The 17023-nt window shown below is 41.5% G+C and carries 12 protein-coding genes, 9 tRNA genes and 3 rRNA genes; all 24 read left to right on the top strand.

What is annotated here, in order from left to right:
- The first annotated feature begins 92 nt into the window (after positions 1-92).
- The 24 genes from NSQ89_RS22595 to NSQ89_RS22480 all read left to right on the top strand — a co-directional run bounded on the left by NSQ89_RS22595 (position 93) and on the right by NSQ89_RS22480 (position 16917).
- Positions 93-869, top strand: coding sequence for a type III pantothenate kinase (locus tag NSQ89_RS22595; RefSeq protein ID WP_047944396.1), 777 nt, complete (start codon positions 93-95; stop codon positions 867-869).
- A gap of 60 nt (positions 870-929) precedes the next feature.
- Positions 930-1808, top strand: a complete 879-nt coding sequence (hslO, locus tag NSQ89_RS22590; RefSeq protein ID WP_095259495.1) for an Hsp33 family molecular chaperone HslO — start codon at positions 930-932, stop codon at positions 1806-1808.
- Positions 1809-2171: 363 nt separating this feature from the next.
- Positions 2172-3104 (top strand): cysteine synthase A, encoded by a 933-nt coding sequence (cysK, locus tag NSQ89_RS22585; RefSeq protein WP_047944399.1) that lies wholly within the window; start codon positions 2172-2174, stop codon positions 3102-3104.
- A gap of 170 nt (positions 3105-3274) precedes the next feature.
- Positions 3275-4687: an anthranilate synthase component I family protein gene (locus NSQ89_RS22580; protein ID WP_095259494.1), complete on the top strand. Its 1413-nt coding sequence runs from the start codon at positions 3275-3277 to the stop codon at positions 4685-4687.
- Positions 4684-5265 carry an aminodeoxychorismate/anthranilate synthase component II gene (gene pabA / locus NSQ89_RS22575; protein WP_047944401.1) on the top strand — a complete coding sequence of 194 codons (582 nt, stop codon included), beginning with the start codon at positions 4684-4686 and terminating at the stop codon, positions 5263-5265. Before NSQ89_RS22580 ends, pabA begins: the two co-directional genes overlap by 4 nt.
- 3 nt (positions 5266-5268) lie before the next feature.
- Positions 5269-6144 (top strand): aminodeoxychorismate lyase, encoded by an 876-nt coding sequence (gene pabC, locus NSQ89_RS22570; RefSeq protein WP_144581540.1) that lies wholly within the window; start codon positions 5269-5271, stop codon positions 6142-6144.
- A complete protein-coding gene (gene folP / locus NSQ89_RS22565) occupies positions 6138-6971 on the top strand; it encodes a dihydropteroate synthase (RefSeq protein WP_144581539.1) in 834 nt (277 codons plus the stop codon). Before pabC ends, folP begins: the two co-directional genes overlap by 7 nt.
- Complete coding sequence (gene folB / locus NSQ89_RS22560; protein ID WP_047944404.1) at positions 6964-7329, top strand: dihydroneopterin aldolase; 366 nt, start codon at positions 6964-6966, stop codon at positions 7327-7329. Before folP ends, folB begins: the two co-directional genes overlap by 8 nt.
- Positions 7326-7853: a 2-amino-4-hydroxy-6-hydroxymethyldihydropteridine diphosphokinase gene (gene folK / locus NSQ89_RS22555; protein WP_341133321.1), complete on the top strand. Its 528-nt coding sequence runs from the start codon at positions 7326-7328 to the stop codon at positions 7851-7853. Before folB ends, folK begins: the two co-directional genes overlap by 4 nt.
- A complete protein-coding gene (locus tag NSQ89_RS22550) occupies positions 7802-8017 on the top strand; it encodes a helix-turn-helix domain-containing protein (protein WP_047944406.1) in 216 nt (71 codons plus the stop codon). Before folK ends, NSQ89_RS22550 begins: the two co-directional genes overlap by 52 nt.
- Positions 8018-8043: 26 nt before the next feature.
- Positions 8044-9045: a tRNA dihydrouridine synthase DusB gene (gene dusB, locus NSQ89_RS22545; RefSeq protein ID WP_047944407.1), complete on the top strand. Its 1002-nt coding sequence runs from the start codon at positions 8044-8046 to the stop codon at positions 9043-9045.
- Positions 9046-9236: 191 nt separating this feature from the next.
- A complete protein-coding gene (gene lysS / locus NSQ89_RS22540; protein WP_047944408.1) occupies positions 9237-10727 on the top strand; it encodes a lysine--tRNA ligase in 1491 nt (496 codons plus the stop codon).
- Positions 10728-11179: 452 nt separating this feature from the next.
- Positions 11180-12727 (top strand): 16S ribosomal RNA (locus NSQ89_RS22535).
- A 220-nt stretch (positions 12728-12947) separates the two neighbouring features.
- A 23S ribosomal RNA gene (locus NSQ89_RS22530) occupies positions 12948-15883 on the top strand.
- Positions 15884-15972: 89 nt separating this feature from the next.
- A 5S ribosomal RNA gene (gene rrf / locus NSQ89_RS22525) occupies positions 15973-16089 on the top strand.
- Together the 16S, 23S and 5S rRNA genes with 9 tRNA genes alongside form the textbook arrangement of a ribosomal RNA operon.
- 9 nt (positions 16090-16098) lie before the next feature.
- Positions 16099-16174: transfer RNA gene (locus NSQ89_RS22520), tRNA-Val, on the top strand.
- Positions 16175-16199: 25 nt separating this feature from the next.
- Positions 16200-16275: transfer RNA gene (locus NSQ89_RS22515), tRNA-Thr, on the top strand.
- A 6-nt stretch (positions 16276-16281) separates the two neighbouring features.
- Positions 16282-16354: transfer RNA gene (locus NSQ89_RS22510), tRNA-Lys, on the top strand.
- 14 nt (positions 16355-16368) lie between these two features.
- Positions 16369-16453 (top strand) — tRNA-Leu (locus NSQ89_RS22505).
- Between the two features lie 22 nt (positions 16454-16475).
- Positions 16476-16550: transfer RNA gene (locus tag NSQ89_RS22500), tRNA-Gly, on the top strand.
- Positions 16551-16559: 9 nt separating this feature from the next.
- Positions 16560-16648, top strand: a tRNA-Leu gene (locus tag NSQ89_RS22495).
- A gap of 16 nt (positions 16649-16664) precedes the next feature.
- Positions 16665-16741: transfer RNA gene (locus tag NSQ89_RS22490), tRNA-Arg, on the top strand.
- Positions 16742-16749: 8 nt separating this feature from the next.
- Positions 16750-16826: transfer RNA gene (locus NSQ89_RS22485), tRNA-Pro, on the top strand.
- A gap of 15 nt (positions 16827-16841) precedes the next feature.
- Positions 16842-16917, top strand: a tRNA-Ala gene (locus tag NSQ89_RS22480).
- Positions 16918-17023: the final 106 nt, after the last annotated feature.

Raw genomic sequence — 17023 nt, 5'->3', positions numbered from 1 at the left:
ATTGGATAGACTCTAGGTATAGCTTTCCTAAGTAAATAAAGTGATACGAGATAATGACGGGAAAATGAAATTAATAAAAAGTGGTGACTATAATGATTTTTGTCTTTGATATTGGAAATACAAATATAGTATTAGGTGTTTATGATAAAGAAGAATTAAAGCATCATTGGAGAATTGAAACAAATCGTTATAAAACGGAAGATGAATATGGTATGATCATTAAATCCCTATTTGATCATGTCGGTTTAACGTTTTCAGATATTGATGGAATAATTATTTCTTCCGTTGTTCCTCCAATTATGTTTTCTTTAGAAAGAATGTGTCAAAAGTATTTTCACTTAAAACCGTTAGTTGTGGGTCCAGGAACAAAAACGGGACTAAACATAAAATATGATAATCCTAAGGAAGTCGGAGCTGATCGAATTGTTAATGCAGTTGCGGCTATTCATGAATATGGGAGCCCGTTGATTATTGTTGATTTCGGGACTGCTACAACATTTTGTTATATAAATGAGCAAAAGCAATACATGGGTGGAGCGATAGCGCCTGGTATTAATATTGCGACAGAGGCATTGTATTCAAAAGCGGCCAAATTACCGCGTATTGAAATTGCAAGACCAGAAGGAGTAATTGGTAAAAATACCGTTTCAGCTATGCAGTCAGGAATTCTTTTTGGGTATGTAGGCCAGGTGGAAGGCATTGTGAAAAGGATGAAGGCAGAAAGCAATTTACAACCAAAGGTTATTGCTACAGGTGGATTAGCGAACCTTATTGCAAAAGAGTCAAATATTATTGATGAAGTAGACCCGTTTCTTACTTTAAAAGGGTTACAGCTTATTTATAAGAAGAATAAGGATACACTAAAATAAAATATGTTTAAACGGAACTTTCATTCCGTTCATTAACTGATTAAAGATAAGGAGTAAACAATGAGCGATTATTTAGTAAAAGCGTTAGCGTTTGATGGTGAAGTTCGTGCATATGCAGTCAGAAGTACAGAAACAGTAGGAGAAGGACAAAGAAGACATCATACTTGGCCAACAGCATCAGCTGCTCTAGGAAGATCATTAACAGCTACAGCAATGCTAGGAGCTATGCTAAAGGGAGATCAAAAACTAACAGTGAAAATCGATGGCGGCGGTCCGATTGGTCTTATCCTAGTAGACGGAAATGCTAAAGGGGAAGTACGCGGCTACGTTACTAACCCGCAAGTTCATTTCGATTTAAATGAACATGGAAAATTAGATGTTAAACGAGCTGTAGGAACAGAGGGCACACTATCTGTTGTAAAGGATATTGGAATGCGTGATTACTTCACTGGACAGGTGCCGATTGTTTCTGGAGAGCTTGGAGAGGATTTTACTTATTACTTGTTTAATTCAGAACAGGTGCCTTCCTCTGTTGGAGTAGGAGTTTTAGTAAACCCAGATAACAGCATTTTAGCTGCTGGCGGTTTCATTATTCAATTAATGCCTGGAGCGAAAGATGAAACGATTACAAAGATTGAACAAAGATTAAGTGAAATTCCGCCCATTTCGAAATTAATTGAAAAAGGTTTAACGCCAGAAGAGCTTTTAGAAGAAATTTGCGGAAAAGATAATGTGAAAATAATTGAAAATATGCCAATTTCTTTTACATGCACATGTTCGAAAGAAAGATTTTCAAGTGCAATTATTAGTTTAGGTCAAGCAGAAATCGAAGATATTATCAACACAGACGGACAAGCCGAAGCAGAATGCCATTTTTGTAATGAGAAATATCTGTTTACAAAGGATGAGCTAGAAACATTATTAGAAGAAGCAAAATAGTTATTAGACACCTGCAGAATTGGGATTCATTATTCCTTGCAGGTGTTTTTTATGAAGAATGTTTTCCGTTTTTGTAATGGGGTGGAGATGATGTGGTCGGTTAAAAAAAGGAAATTTTTGTCTTGAAGTCCAATAGCTTGGTTGAAAAACAAATTTGGTTTATATACTCAACGATTTGGCTCATACTTCCATGTGTTTAACCACTTTGTCCCTGATTTAAGTAAAAACTTCGACAGAAAAGAACTAATGATTAATTTTTCCGAAAATACAAACATATCGATTGACAAACAAAGGAGGTATTTGGTAAATTAATATTATAAAACCAATTAAAATACTCGGAATAAAGATAAGGGGAGATAGAAAATGTCAAGAATCGCAAATTCTGTAGTAGATCTTATCGGTGGCACACCCATTGTTAAATTAAATCGTTTAGTGGACGATTCAAGTGCAGATGTTTATTTGAAGTTAGAATATATGAATCCAGGAAGCAGTGTAAAAGACCGAATTGCGCTTGCGATGATTGAAGCTGCGGAAAAAAGCGGGGATTTAAAACCAGGCAGTACGATTATTGAACCAACAAGTGGAAATACTGGTATTGGCCTTGCGATGGTTGCTGCGGCAAAAGGTTACCGTGCGATTTTAGTTATGCCTGAAACGATGAGTGTGGAACGTCGACGACTATTGAAAGCTTACGGTGCTGAATTAGTATTAACTCCTGGACCAGAGGGCATGGGTGGAGCTATTCGTAAAGCGGAAGAATTAGCAAAAGAAAATGGTTACTTTATTCCGCAGCAGTTTAAAAATATCTCTAATCCTGAAGTACATAGATTAACAACTGGACCTGAAATTGTGGAGGCCTTTGGTGAGGAAGGCTTAGATGCGTTTATTGCTGGTATCGGTACAGGTGGAACCATTACTGGTGCTGGGGAAGTACTAAAAGAAAAATATAGCGATATTAAAATATATGCAGTAGAACCTGCTGATTCTCCTGTACTTTCAGGTGGAAAACCAGGACCGCATAAAATCCAAGGTATCGGTGCTGGATTTGTTCCGGAAATTTTAAATAGTGAAGTTTATGACGGTATTATTAAGGTTACAAATGAAGACGCTTTTGAATATGCTCGTCGTGCAGGGAAAGAAGAAGGCGTATTAGGTGGAATTTCTTCTGGTGCGGCTATTTATGCAGCATTACAAGTTGCAAAAGAGCTAGGAAAAGGTAAAAAAGTACTTGCAATTATCCCAAGTAATGGAGAACGTTACCTAAGCACACCTCTTTATCAATTTGATGAAGAATAAGGATAAAAATCAGCCTTGGAAATAGGCCTCCTTTGAAAAGGGGGCTTTTTGTTTTTTTTGATTAAAAAACTCCTGTTATGCAGCTATCTGACAAATAGGTGATTTTTTTGTATTTCTCTCGGTACATCTTGTATGATGAGAACAGATAAAAGATAAGGAGCGAAGTCTGTTTGAAAAATTACAAAGTATATAGTAAGACTATTCCTCTATCATATGACCAGTTTTTTAGGCGCTTTTTAACCCTTGCTGAAGATAAGTCCCATTATGTTCTATTAGAAAGTGGACGTGGTGGCAGGTATAGTATTGGCGGAATTTCACCTATAGTGAAAATGATAGGCAGAAATAATGGTTTAGAAGTGATAGACGGAAAAGGAACTGTACGAATCGAAGGAAATCCCCTTCATTCTATAAAAGAAGTGATGAATAAGTATGTTGTAGAGACTAATCCAGAGCTGCCAGATTTCCAAGGTGGAGCGATAGGATTCATTAGTTATGATTATATCCGTTATATTGAAAAAATCCCCAACCTGACGACAGATGATATGGAAATACCAGATGTTTTCTTTTTGTTATTCGAAGAATGGTTTACTTATGATCATAAAGAAAATAAATTATGGATTTCAGCCTTATATGAAGAAAATCAGTTAGCGATGATTCAAGATAAAGTAGAATCCTATATGCTAGGCTGGATAGATGAAGAGAAGGAAGAGATAGTTCAAGGACATGCAGAGAAATCGTCAGAATTAAAAGTATCGATGGAAGACAATGAATTTCAACAATCTGTCCGCAGAATTCAGAACTATATTTCTGAAGGAGATGTGTTTCAGGTTAACTTGTCTGTTCGGCAGGCTAAACCACTGCATGTATCTGCGCTTGATGTCTACCAGCAGCTAAGAGTTTTAAATCCTTCTCCCTATATGGGGTATTTTCATACACCTGAATTTCAGCTAGTTAGTGGATCACCAGAATTACTAGTTAAAAAGAAGGGAAAGGACGTAAGTACAAGACCTATAGCAGGAACAAGGTCCCGTGGGAGAGATGAAGCAGAGGATTCAGAGCTTGCTCGTGAATTAATCGAGAGTGAAAAGGAAAGAGCAGAGCATGTAATGTTAGTAGACCTTGAAAGAAATGATTTAGGGAGAGTATGTGCGTACGGAAGTGTTCAAGTAGACGAATTTATGGTAATAGAAAAGTATTCTCATGTTATGCATATTGTGTCTAATGTAAAAGGGCAGCTTGCGGACAATAAAGATGAGTATGATCTTATTGATAGTATGTTTCCTGGTGGAACCATTACGGGTGCGCCAAAGATAAGAACAATGGAAATTATTGAGGAACTAGAACCGGTGCGACGAGGCCCATATACCGGTTCATTAGGATGGATTGGTTTTAACCATGATATAGAATTGAATATTATGATCAGAACTATGTTGGTGAAGGAAAACCAAGCATATGTACAAGCAGGTGCGGGGATTGTAATTGATTCTATTCCTGCAAATGAATATAAAGAATCGATGAAAAAGGCCAGAGCGTTATGGAATGCAAAAGAATTAGCAGAAGAGAAATTAGGTGATGGCAATTGATTTATATGATTGATAATTATGATTCCTTCACCTATAATCTAGTCCAATACTTAGGTTCATTAGGGCAGGAACTGCAAGTGAAAAGAAATGATGAGACTTCTATCGAGGAGATTAAAGGGGAAAAGCCAATGTACTTAATGGTTTCTCCTGGACCATGTACGCCCAATGATGCAGGTATTAGTTTGGAAGCGATTCGTACTTTTGCTGGTGAAATACCGATTTTTGGTGTGTGCCTTGGTCATCAAGCAATTGGACAGGTTTTTGGAGGAGAGGTTGTGAAAGCGACCAATTTAATGCACGGAAAGACATCCCTTATTTATCATGATAATCAAACAATTTTTCATGGTTTACCTAATCCCTTCCCAGCTACGCGCTATCATTCGCTGATTGTAAAAAAGGAATCATTGCCAAAGTGTTTAGAGATCTCTGCTTGGACGGAAGAAGGAGAGATTATGGGGCTTAGACATAAAGAACTTCCTATCGAAGGAGTTCAGTTTCATCCAGAATCTATCATGACTAAGGCTGGGATGGAAATCTTACATAATTTTATCCAATTTTATCAAAAAGGAACTAAGTAGAAGATGTATATATATTTAAATGGACAAATAATTCGTCAGGAAGAAGCGGTTATCTCTGTTTTTGACCATGGATTTATGTATGGCTTAGGCTTATTTGAAACATTGCGTGTATATGATGGACATCCTTTCTTATTAGATGATCATCTTAAACGATTAAATGATGGGTTATCGGAGCTGAATATAGAAAAATTTTATGAGCGAGAAGAAGCAGTATCTATTATAAAAGCACTGCTCAGTATAAATAACATAGAAAATGCCTATATCCGCTGGAATGTTTCAGCAGGAAATGGCATGATTGGACTGCAAACAGAGCCGTATACACAACCAAATACGATTGTGTATATAAAACCTCTTCCAAAGGCAGCTGGTATGGTTGAAAAAACAGGGCAAATAGTCACAGTTCCAAGGAATACACCAGAGGGATTCTTTCGCTTAAAATCACATCATTATTTAAATAATATTTTTGCCAAGAGAGAGATTGGGCCAGAGCCGACGAGGGAAGGAATTTTTTTGACGAAGGAAGGATATTTAGCAGAAGGTATTACCTCTAATATTTTCTGGGTTGTAGATGGAGAGCTTTATACTCCTAGCTTGCAGACAGGAATATTAAATGGCATCACAAGGCAGTTTATTGTAAAACTTGCACAGGTTTATGGGGTTGCTGTGAAAGAAGGCATTTTTTCACGAGATATTCTTGCAAGTGCCAAAGAGATATTTGCAACAAATTCCATTCAGGAAATTATTCCGATTAAAAGAATCGATAAGTATGAATATAAGGGAAAAGAGGGTCCTGTTGTTACAATGCTATATAATGAATATAGAAAACATACGAATCAATTATGGTCTGTAAAAGAGTTGGAGGGAATAAGGGAATGGTAAATAAAATTGATTGTGGTCCATATACGTTAAACTATGATCAAAAAACAATCATCATGGGAATTTTAAATGTGAATCCTGATTCTTTTTCTGATGGAGGAAAATATAACGAAATGGATAGAGCTGTTAAACATGCCGTCCAGATGGTGGAGGATGGAGCAGATATTATTGATATAGGAGGGGAATCCACCAGACCAGGTTATACAGAAATATCGATTGAGGAAGAATTAGAACGGGTAATTCCAATTATTGAACGATTAGCTAACGAAGTGAATGTTCCTCTATCGATTGATACATATAAAGGAGAAGTGGCGAGACAATCTTTACAGGCGGGTGCTCATATTATCAATGATATATGGGGAGCAAAAAGAGACCCTAGTATGGCTGAGGTTGCAGCTGAATATCAAGCTCCTATTATCTTAATGCATAATAGAGATAATCTTAGCTATACTTCTTTTTTGGAAGATGTAGTGTCTGATTTGCAGGAAAGTATTGATATGGTAAAGGGAGTTGGAGTTTCTGCGGAGAAAATCATTCTTGATCCAGGTATTGGATTTGCGAAAGATTTAAAGGGGAATTTGGACATGATGCGCGGCTTAGATAAGCTTGTTGAAATGGGCTATCCTGTCTTGTTGGGAACCTCGAGGAAATCATTGATTGGCCATGTATTAAATTTACCTGTTAGCGAACGATTAGAAGGAACAGGTGCAACTATATGCTATGGCATTCAAAAAGGATGTCAGTTAATTCGCGTTCATGATGTGAAAGAAATGACAAGAATGGCGCGGATGATGGATGCTTTGATGGGAAAGGGTGAGTACAGTGGATAAAATAATATTAAACCAAATGGAGTTCTATGGTTACCATGGTGTGTTTAAAGAAGAGACTAAGTTAGGCCAGCGTTTTATAGTGGATTTACAAGCAGATGTAGATTTAGCAAAAGCGGGAGCAACAGATGACTTACAATATTCGGTTAATTATGGCCAGCTATTCTTCGATGTAAAGGAGATTGTGGAAGGGGAGCCATATAAATTGATTGAAGCGGTAGCGGAGAATATTGCAAAGAAATTATTAGAATCCTACTCTCTTATTGAAGGTTTAACAGTTCGGATCATTAAGCCAGATCCACCGATTCCAGGACACTATAAATCAGTTGCGGTAGAAATCACAAGGAAAAGAAAAGAATGAATAAAGTTTATTTATCTTTAGGGTCGAATATAGGAAATCGGTTGGAATATATACATGAAGCTGTACAAATGCTACATAATCAGGAAGAGATAAAGGTGGTAAATATTTCATCTGTTTATGAGACGGATCCAGTTGGATATGAGGAACAAGCACTATTTTTGAATATTGTCATACAGGTTGAAACTTCCTTAAATCCATGTTCCTTATTAGAACAATGTCAAAATATCGAAAGTGAACTTGGAAGAAAAAGGATAATTAGATGGGGGCCAAGAACAATAGACCTTGACATTTTATTGTATAATCAAGAAAATATAGTATCAGAGAAGCTGATTATTCCACATCCAAGAATAGAAGAGAGAGCATTTGTTTTAGTGCCATTAATAGAAGTTGCTCCAGACATAAAGTTACCAAATAAACCAATACTTTTAAAAGAAAGTTTGCAGCTTTTGCGAGATAGAGAAGGAGTAAGGGTATGGAAACAACGGAAAAATGGGGAAGACGTATTCGGGCTTTTCGGAAGCTAAAAGGATATACACAGGAAGGTTTAGCAAAAGAGTTACTCGTTTCAGTTTCTATTTTAGGAGAGATTGAGCGAGGTAATCGGATGCCTTCAGAAGAAATGATTGATTCTATTGTAGATGTGCTAAAGATAACGAGAGAAGAGTTAGATCCACTTCAAAATAAATAAGCACGGTTCATCAGGGAGGTAAAAGATTGTTTAAAATAGGAAATGTTGAAATTAGTAACCGTGTTGTTCTTGCGCCAATGGCTGGTATTTCAAATTCTGCTTTTCGTCTAACAGTGAAGGAATTTGGAGCGGGTCTTGTTTGTGCGGAAATGATTAGTGATAAAGGGATTGTTTTAAAAAACAAAAAAACAATGAACATGCTCTATATTGATGAGCGTGAAAATCCAATGAGTTTACAGATTTTCGGCGGAGAAAAGGAAACATTAGTAGAAGCGGCGCAATTTGTTGATCAGAATACCAATGCAGATATTATCGATATTAACATGGGATGTCCGGTTCCAAAGATTACAAAATGTGATGCAGGGGCTAAATGGCTGTTAGATCCGGATAAAATTTATGATATGGTTTCTGCTGTTGTAGAAAATGTTCGTAAACCAGTAACGGTTAAAATGCGTATGGGCTGGGATGAAGACCATATATATGCAGTAAGAAATGCTCAAGCGGTTGAACGCGCAGGTGGAGCGGCGGTTGCCCTGCATGGCCGAACTCGTGTCCAGCTTTATGAAGGGACTGCAAACTGGGATATTATTCGTGAAGTAAAACAATCAATCAATATTCCTTTAATGGGGAATGGAGATGTAAATACACCCCAAGATGCGAAAAGAATGTTAGATGAAACTGGCTGTGATGGTGTTATGATTGGAAGAGCTGCGCTTGGAAATCCGTGGATGATTTATAGTACGGTTAAGTATTTAGAAACGGGTGCGTTAGTTAGTGATCCATCGGTTCGAGAGAAGATGGATGTATGCATCTTGCACCTAGATCGGTTAATCCATTTAAAAGGGGAGTATGTAGCCGTTCGAGAAATGCGAAAACATGCTGCTTGGTATTTGAAGGGCATTAAAGGAAATGCGAAAACAAGAAGTGCTATTAATGAATGTGAGACTAGGGAACAATTAGTAACGATCTTGAATGCATTAGTCTTGGAAGTAGAAGCAAGAGGACATTCTGAAATCGAAGTAGGTTAATTTTGAACGTAACTGTTTAAATTTCCTGTAATATGTGTAAAAATAAAGCTGTTAGACAAAAAATCTAACAGTTTTTTTTCTTTTTTAGTGTCTGTATTCGTGACATTGTGTAGAATAATAAAGTATGTATAAATTGAACGATTCCTTTTTTAGGTGATCATACATAAAAAAGATGTTGGAGATGATTAAGCATGAGTCATGAAGAATTAAACTTAAATGACCAATTACTAGTTAGACGTAACAAAATGAATGAGTTGCGTGAACAAGGAATAGATCCGTTTGGTAAACGTTTTGATAGAACTCATTTATCTGAAGCTTTAAAAAAACAATATGAATCTCTAGATAAAGAAGAACTAGAGGAAAAGAATATCTCTGTTTCTATTGCGGGAAGAGTAATGACAAAAAGAGGAAAAGGGAAAGCTGGATTTGCTCATATTCAAGATCTTGAAGGACAAATTCAACTGTATGTTCGTAAAGACAATGTAGGCGAAGAGCAATACGCTATTTTTAACTCTGTGGATTTAGGAGATATTGTTGGTGTAGAAGGTGTTTTATTTAAAACGAACGTAGGGGAACTTTCTGTTAAGGTTCAAGATTTTACTTTACTTACAAAGGCTCTTCGTCCTTTACCTGATAAATTCCATGGTTTGAAAGATATTGAGCAACGTTATCGCCAACGATACTTAGACTTAATTTCAAGTGAAGAAAGTAAGAATACATTTATTCTGCGCAGCAAGATCATTCAATCCATGCGCCGTTATTTAGATAGCCATGGCTATCTAGAAGTAGAAACGCCAATGATGCATTCTATTGCAGGTGGAGCTTCTGCACGTCCGTTTATTACACATCATAACGCGTTAGATATGCCTTTATATATGCGTATCGCTATTGAGCTTCATTTGAAAAGATTGATAGTTGGCGGATTAGAAAAAGTATACGAAATTGGCCGCGTATTCCGTAATGAAGGAGTATCAACAAGACATAATCCAGAATTTACGATGATTGAGCTTTACGAAGCTTATGCTGATTATCGTGATATTATGAGTCTTACAGAAAACTTAGTTGCTCATATTGCACAAGAAATCCATGGCTCTACAACTGTAACATACGGAGACTACCAAGTTGATTTAAAACCAGAATGGACAAGACTTCATATGGTAGATGCGATTAAGGAATACACAGGTGTAGACTTCTGGCCAGAGATGAGTGTGGAAGAGGCTAGGAGATTAGCGAAAGAAAATGATATTGAAATTAATGAAAATATGACGTATGGCCATATTGTTAATGAGTTTTTTGAGCAAAGAGTAGAAGAAAAATTAATTCAGCCTACTTTCATTTATGGTCATCCTTTAGAGATTTCGCCATTAGCGAAGAAAAATGAAAAAGATCCTCGTTTTACAGATCGTTTTGAACTGTTCATAGTAGGAAGAGAGCATGCAAATGCCTTCACTGAATTAAATGATCCTATTGATCAACGTGAAAGATTTGAAGCACAATTAAAAGAACGTGAGCAAGGAAATGATGAAGCACACTTAATGGATGAGGATTTTGTAGAGGCATTAGAATATGGGATGCCTCCAACAGGTGGATTAGGTATTGGTATTGACCGCCTAGTAATGCTGTTAACAAATTCTCCTTCTATTAGAGATGTACTATTATTCCCGTTAATGAGACATCGCTAAATAGGATACGGCACCCTTAAAAGGTGCCGTATTTTTATATTAGTAATGATGTTGAACTATATAGAAGGGAGGGGGAAAGGGATAAGAAAAATAGTATAAGGTTAGCAGGAGAACTTATTTATCGCTTATTATATTATCTGAATAAAGAGAGAATACGCAGAAGAATAATAAGAATATTTTTTCTTTTAAAAAGTAGTTGCATAGAGAGTTAAACGGTGGTATATTAATATTCGTTGCTGAAACAAGCGACGATGAAACAAAAAAGAAAATGAAAAAAGTGTTGACATCGAAAATGGCTTCTGGTAATATTAAAAAGTCGCCGATGACGACGATGAAATTGCTCTTTGAAAACTGAACAAACAAACGTCAACAATAAATCGTTTTATAACTAACGTTATAGAATGATAACAAGTAATAAAAAGTTAGAGTTTAGCAATGAGCTAATCAACTCTTTATTGGAGAGTTTGATCCTGGCTCAGGACGAACGCTGGCGGCGTGCCTAATACATGCAAGTCGAGCGGACTTTAAAAGCTTGCTTTTAAAGTTAGCGGCGGACGGGTGAGTAACACGTGGGCAACCTGCCTGTAAGACTGGGATAACTTCGGGAAACCGGAGCTAATACCGGATAATCCTTTTCCTCTCATGAGGAAAAGCTGAAAGACGGTTTACGCTGTCACTTACAGATGGGCCCGCGGCGCATTAGCTAGTTGGTGAGGTAACGGCTCACCAAGGCGACGATGCGTAGCCGACCTGAGAGGGTGATCGGCCACACTGGGACTGAGACACGGCCCAGACTCCTACGGGAGGCAGCAGTAGGGAATCTTCCGCAATGGACGAAAGTCTGACGGAGCAACGCCGCGTGAGTGATGAAGGTTTTCGGATCGTAAAACTCTGTTGTTAGGGAAGAACAAGTACAAGAGTAACTGCTTGTACCTTGACGGTACCTAACCAGAAAGCCACGGCTAACTACGTGCCAGCAGCCGCGGTAATACGTAGGTGGCAAGCGTTGTCCGGAATTATTGGGCGTAAAGCGCGCGCAGGCGGTCCTTTAAGTCTGATGTGAAAGCCCACGGCTCAACCGTGGAGGGTCATTGGAAACTGGGGGACTTGAGTGCAGAAGAGAAGAGTGGAATTCCACGTGTAGCGGTGAAATGCGTAGAGATGTGGAGGAACACCAGTGGCGAAGGCGACTCTTTGGTCTGTAACTGACGCTGAGGCGCGAAAGCGTGGGGAGCAAACAGGATTAGATACCCTGGTAGTCCACGCCGTAAACGATGAGTGCTAAGTGTTAGAGGGTTTCCGCCCTTTAGTGCTGCAGCAAACGCATTAAGCACTCCGCCTGGGGAGTACGGCCGCAAGGCTGAAACTCAAAGGAATTGACGGGGGCCCGCACAAGCGGTGGAGCATGTGGTTTAATTCGAAGCAACGCGAAGAACCTTACCAGGTCTTGACATCCTCTGACACTCCTAGAGATAGGACGTTCCCCTTCGGGGGACAGAGTGACAGGTGGTGCATGGTTGTCGTCAGCTCGTGTCGTGAGATGTTGGGTTAAGTCCCGCAACGAGCGCAACCCTTGATCTTAGTTGCCAGCATTCAGTTGGGCACTCTAAGGTGACTGCCGGTGACAAACCGGAGGAAGGTGGGGATGACGTCAAATCATCATGCCCCTTATGACCTGGGCTACACACGTGCTACAATGGATGGTACAAAGGGCAGCAAAACCGCGAGGTCGAGCAAATCCCATAAAACCATTCTCAGTTCGGATTGTAGGCTGCAACTCGCCTACATGAAGCTGGAATCGCTAGTAATCGCGGATCAGCATGCCGCGGTGAATACGTTCCCGGGCCTTGTACACACCGCCCGTCACACCACGAGAGTTTGTAACACCCGAAGTCGGTGGGGTAACCTTTTGGAGCCAGCCGCCTAAGGTGGGATAGATGATTGGGGTGAAGTCGTAACAAGGTAGCCGTATCGGAAGGTGCGGCTGGATCACCTCCTTTCTAAGGAAAATGGAATTTACATTCCATCAAAGATTGTTGACGATTTGATTGTTCAGTTTTGAGGGAGCAATTCCTCAAAATGATAGGCTGAATAAGCCTGATTGTTCCTTGAAAACTAGATTATGAAAAGTAAGAACCAAGAAAGAAACCGAGTAATCGCCATCTTAGATTCTTTATTTTAAATAGAAGAATTAAAAAAACTAAGGCTTTTAAGCCAATTAGTTAAGTTAGAAAGGGCGCACGGTGGATGCCTTGGCACTAGGAGCCGATGAAGGACGGGATTAACACCGATATGCTTTGGGGAGCTGTAAGTAAGCTTTGATCCAGAGATTTCCGAATGGGGAAACCCTCTATCCGTAATGGGATAGAATCTTTACCTGAATACATAGGGTACTGAAGGCAGACCCGGGGAACTGAAACATCTAAGTACCCGGAGGAAGAGAAAGCAAACGCGATTCCCTGAGTAGCGGCGAGCGAAACGGGATTAGCCCAAACCAAGAGGCTTGCCTCTTGGGGTTGTAGGACACTCTATATGGAGTTACAAAGGAACGGGGTAGACGAATCGATCTGGAAAGGTCAGTCGTAGAAGGTAAAAACCCTGTAGTCGAAACTTCGTTCCCTCTTGAGTGTATCCTGAGTACGGCGGGACACGAGAAATCCCGTCGGAAGCAGGGAGGACCATCTCCCAAGGCTAAATACTCCCTAGTGACCGATAGTGAACCAGTACCGTGAGGGAAAGGTGAAAAGCACCCCGGAAGGGGAGTGAAATAGATCCTGAAACCGTGTGCCTACAAGTAGTTAGAGCCCATTTATGGGTGATAGCGTGCCTTTTGTAGAATGAACCGGCGAGTTACGATTACATGCGAGGTTAAGTTGAAGAGACGGAGCCGCAGCGAAAGCGAGTCTGAATAGGGCGAAATAGTATGTGGTTGTAGACCCGAAACCAGGTGATCTACCCATGTCCAGGGTGAAGTCCAGGTAACACTGGATGGAGGCCCGAACCCACGCACGTTGAAAAGTGCGGGGATGAGGTGTGGGTAGCGGAGAAATTCCAATCGAACTTGGAGATAGCTGGTTCTCTCCGAAATAGCTTTAGGGCTAGCCTCAAGATTTAGAGTATTGGAGGTAGAGCACTGTTTGGACTAGGGGCCCCCATCGGGTTACCGAATTCAGACAAACTCCGAATGCCAAATACTTATTCTTGGGAGTCAGACTACGAGTGATAAGATCCGTGGTCAAGAGGGAAACAGCCCAGACCACCAGCTAAGGTCCCAAAGTATACGTTAAGTGGAAAAGGATGTGGAGTTGCTTAGACAACCAGGATGTTGGCTTAGAAGCAGCCACCATTTAAAGAGTGCGTAATAGCTCACTGGTCGAGTGACTCTGCGCCGAAAATGTACCGGGGCTAAACGTATCACCGAAGCTGTGGATTGACATCTATGATGTCAGTGGTAGGAGAGCGTTCTAAGGGCGTTGAAGCTAGACCGTAAGGACTGGTGGAGCGCTTAGAAGTGAGAATGCCGGTATGAGTAGCGAAAGATGAGTGAGAATCTCATCCACCGAATGCCTAAGGTTTCCTGAGGAAGGCTCGTCCGCTCAGGGTTAGTCGGGACCTAAGCCGAGGCTGAAAAGCGTAGGCGATGGACAACAGGTTGATATTCCTGTACCACCTTTAAATCGTTTGAGCAATGGGGGGACGCAGGAGGATAGGGTAAGCGTGCTGTTGGATTAGCACGTCCAAGCAGTTAGGCTGGTAATGAGGCAAATCCCATTACCACATAAGCGGAGCTGTGACGGCGAGGGAAATATAGTACCGAAGTTCCTGATTCCACACTGCCAAGAAAAGCCTCTAGCGAGATTTAGGGTGCCCGTACCGCAAACCGACACAGGTAGGCGAGGAGAGAATCCTAAGGTGAGCGAGAGAACTCTCGTTAAGGAACTCGGCAAAATGACCCCGTAACTTCGGGAGAAGGGGTGCTCTTGCGGGTGCAAGCCTGCGAGAGCCGCAGTGAATAGGCCCAGGCGACTGTTTAGCAAAAACACAGGTCTCTGCGAAGCCGCAAGGCGAAGTATAGGGGCTGACACCTGCCCGGTGCTGGAAGGTTAAGAGGAGGGGTTAGCACGTTAGTGCGAAGCTCTGAATTGAAGCCCCAGTAAACGGCGGCCGTAACTATAACGGTCCTAAGGTAGCGAAATTCCTTGTCGGGTAAGTTCCGACCCGCACGAAAGGTGTAACGATCTGGGCACTGTCTCAACGAGAGACTCGGTGAAATTATAGTACCTGTGAAGATGCAGGTTACCCGCGACAGGACGGAAAGACCCCGTGGAGCTTTACTGCAGCCTGATATTGAATTTTGGTACAGCTTGTACAGGATAGGTAGGAGCCTTGGAAGCCGGAGCGCCAGCTTCGGTGGAGGCATTGGTGGGATACTACCCTGGCTGTATTGACATTCTAACCCGCACCCCTGATCGGGGTGGGAGACAGTGTCAGGTGGGCAGTTTGACTGGGGCGGTCGCCTCCTAAAAAGTAACGGAGGCGCCCAAAGGTTCCCTCAGAATGGTTGGAAATCATTCGTAGAGTGTAAAGGCACAAGGGAGCTTGACTGCGAGACCTACAAGTCGAGCAGGGACGAAAGTCGGGCTTAGTGATCCGGTGGTTCCGCATGGAAGGGCCATCGCTCAACGGATAAAAGCTACCCCGGGGATAACAGGCTTATCTCCCCCAAGAGTCCACATCGACGGGGAGGTTTGGCACCTCGATGTCGGCTCATCGCATCCTGGGGCTGTAGTCGGTCCCAAGGGTTGGGCTGTTCGCCCATTAAAGCGGTACGCGAGCTGGGTTCAGAACGTCGTGAGACAGTTCGGTCCCTATCCGTCGTGGGCGTAGGAAATTTGAGAGGAGCTGTCCTTAGTACGAGAGGACCGGGATGGACGCACCGCTGGTGTACCAGTTGTCTTGCCAAAGGCATCGCTGGGTAGCTATGTGCGGAAGGGATAAGTGCTGAAAGCATCTAAGCATGAAGCCCCCCTCAAGATGAGATTTCCCATAGCGCAAGCTAGTAAGATCCCTGAAAGATGATCAGGTTGATAGGTCAGAGGTGGAAGCGTGGCGACATGTGGAGCTGACTGATACTAATAGATCGAGGACTTAACTAAAATAATCTTAGCGTAAGCTAAGAAAGATTACTCATTCTTTCTTTTACTTCATAATCTAGTTTTGAGGGAATAACCTCAAAAATAAATAGTCTGGTGGCGATAGCGAGAAGGTCACACCCGTTCCCATACCGAACACGGAAGTTAAGCTTCTCAGCGCCGATGGTAGTTGGGGGTTCTCCCCCTGTGAGAGTAGGACGTCGCCAGGCGTTATAAATGGAGGATTAGCTCAGCTGGGAGAGCATCTGCCTTACAAGCAGAGGGTCGGCGGTTCGATCCCGTCATCCTCCACCATTTATTATTGGACAACTATATTTACGCCGGTTTAGCTCAATTGGTAGAGCAACTGACTTGTAATCAGTAGGTTGGGGGTTCAAGTCCTCTAGCCGGCACCACTTTATGAGCCATTAGCTCAGTTGGTAGAGCATCTGACTTTTAATCAGAGGGTCGGAGGTTCGAATCCTCCATGGCTCATCTTATTTTTGTCTGCGGGTGTGGCGGAATTGGCAGACGCACTAGACTTAGGATCTAGCGCCGCAAGGCGTGGGGGTTCGACTCCCTTCACCCGCACCAATTTACTATCGATTAAATAGATGCGGAAGTAGTTCAGTGGTAGAACACCACCTTGCCAAGGTGGGGGTCGCGGGTTCGAATCCCGTCTTCCGCTCCATAAAACAATGCCGGGGTGGCGGAACTGGCAGACGCACAGGACTTAAAATCCTGCGGTAGGTGACTACCGTACCGGTTCGATTCCGGTCCTCGGCACCATTGTTTTTATATTAATGCGCCCGTAGCTCAATTGGATAGAGCGTCTGACTACGGATCAGAAGGTTATGGGTTCGACTCCTTTCGGGCGCGCCATTATATTTCGGGAAGTAGCTCAGCTTGGTAGAGCACTTGGTTTGGGACCAAGGGGTCGCAGGTTCGAATCCTGTCTTCCCGACCATTATTTTCATTATATGGGGCCTTAGCTCAGCTGGGAGAGCGCCTGCCTTGCACGCAGGAGGTCAGCGGTTCGATCCCGCTAGGCTCCACCAAAAAATATATTGACAGGTTTATTTATAACTGTTATTATATAAAAGTTGCCTCTGATGCAACGATAAATTGCTCTTTGAAAACTGAACAAACAAACGTCAACAATAA

The organism is Niallia sp. FSL R7-0648, from assembly GCF_038007005.1.
Classification (GTDB): domain Bacteria; phylum Bacillota; class Bacilli; order Bacillales; family Cytobacillaceae; genus Niallia; species Niallia circulans.
This window is presented reverse-complemented; position numbering and strand designations above follow the sequence as displayed.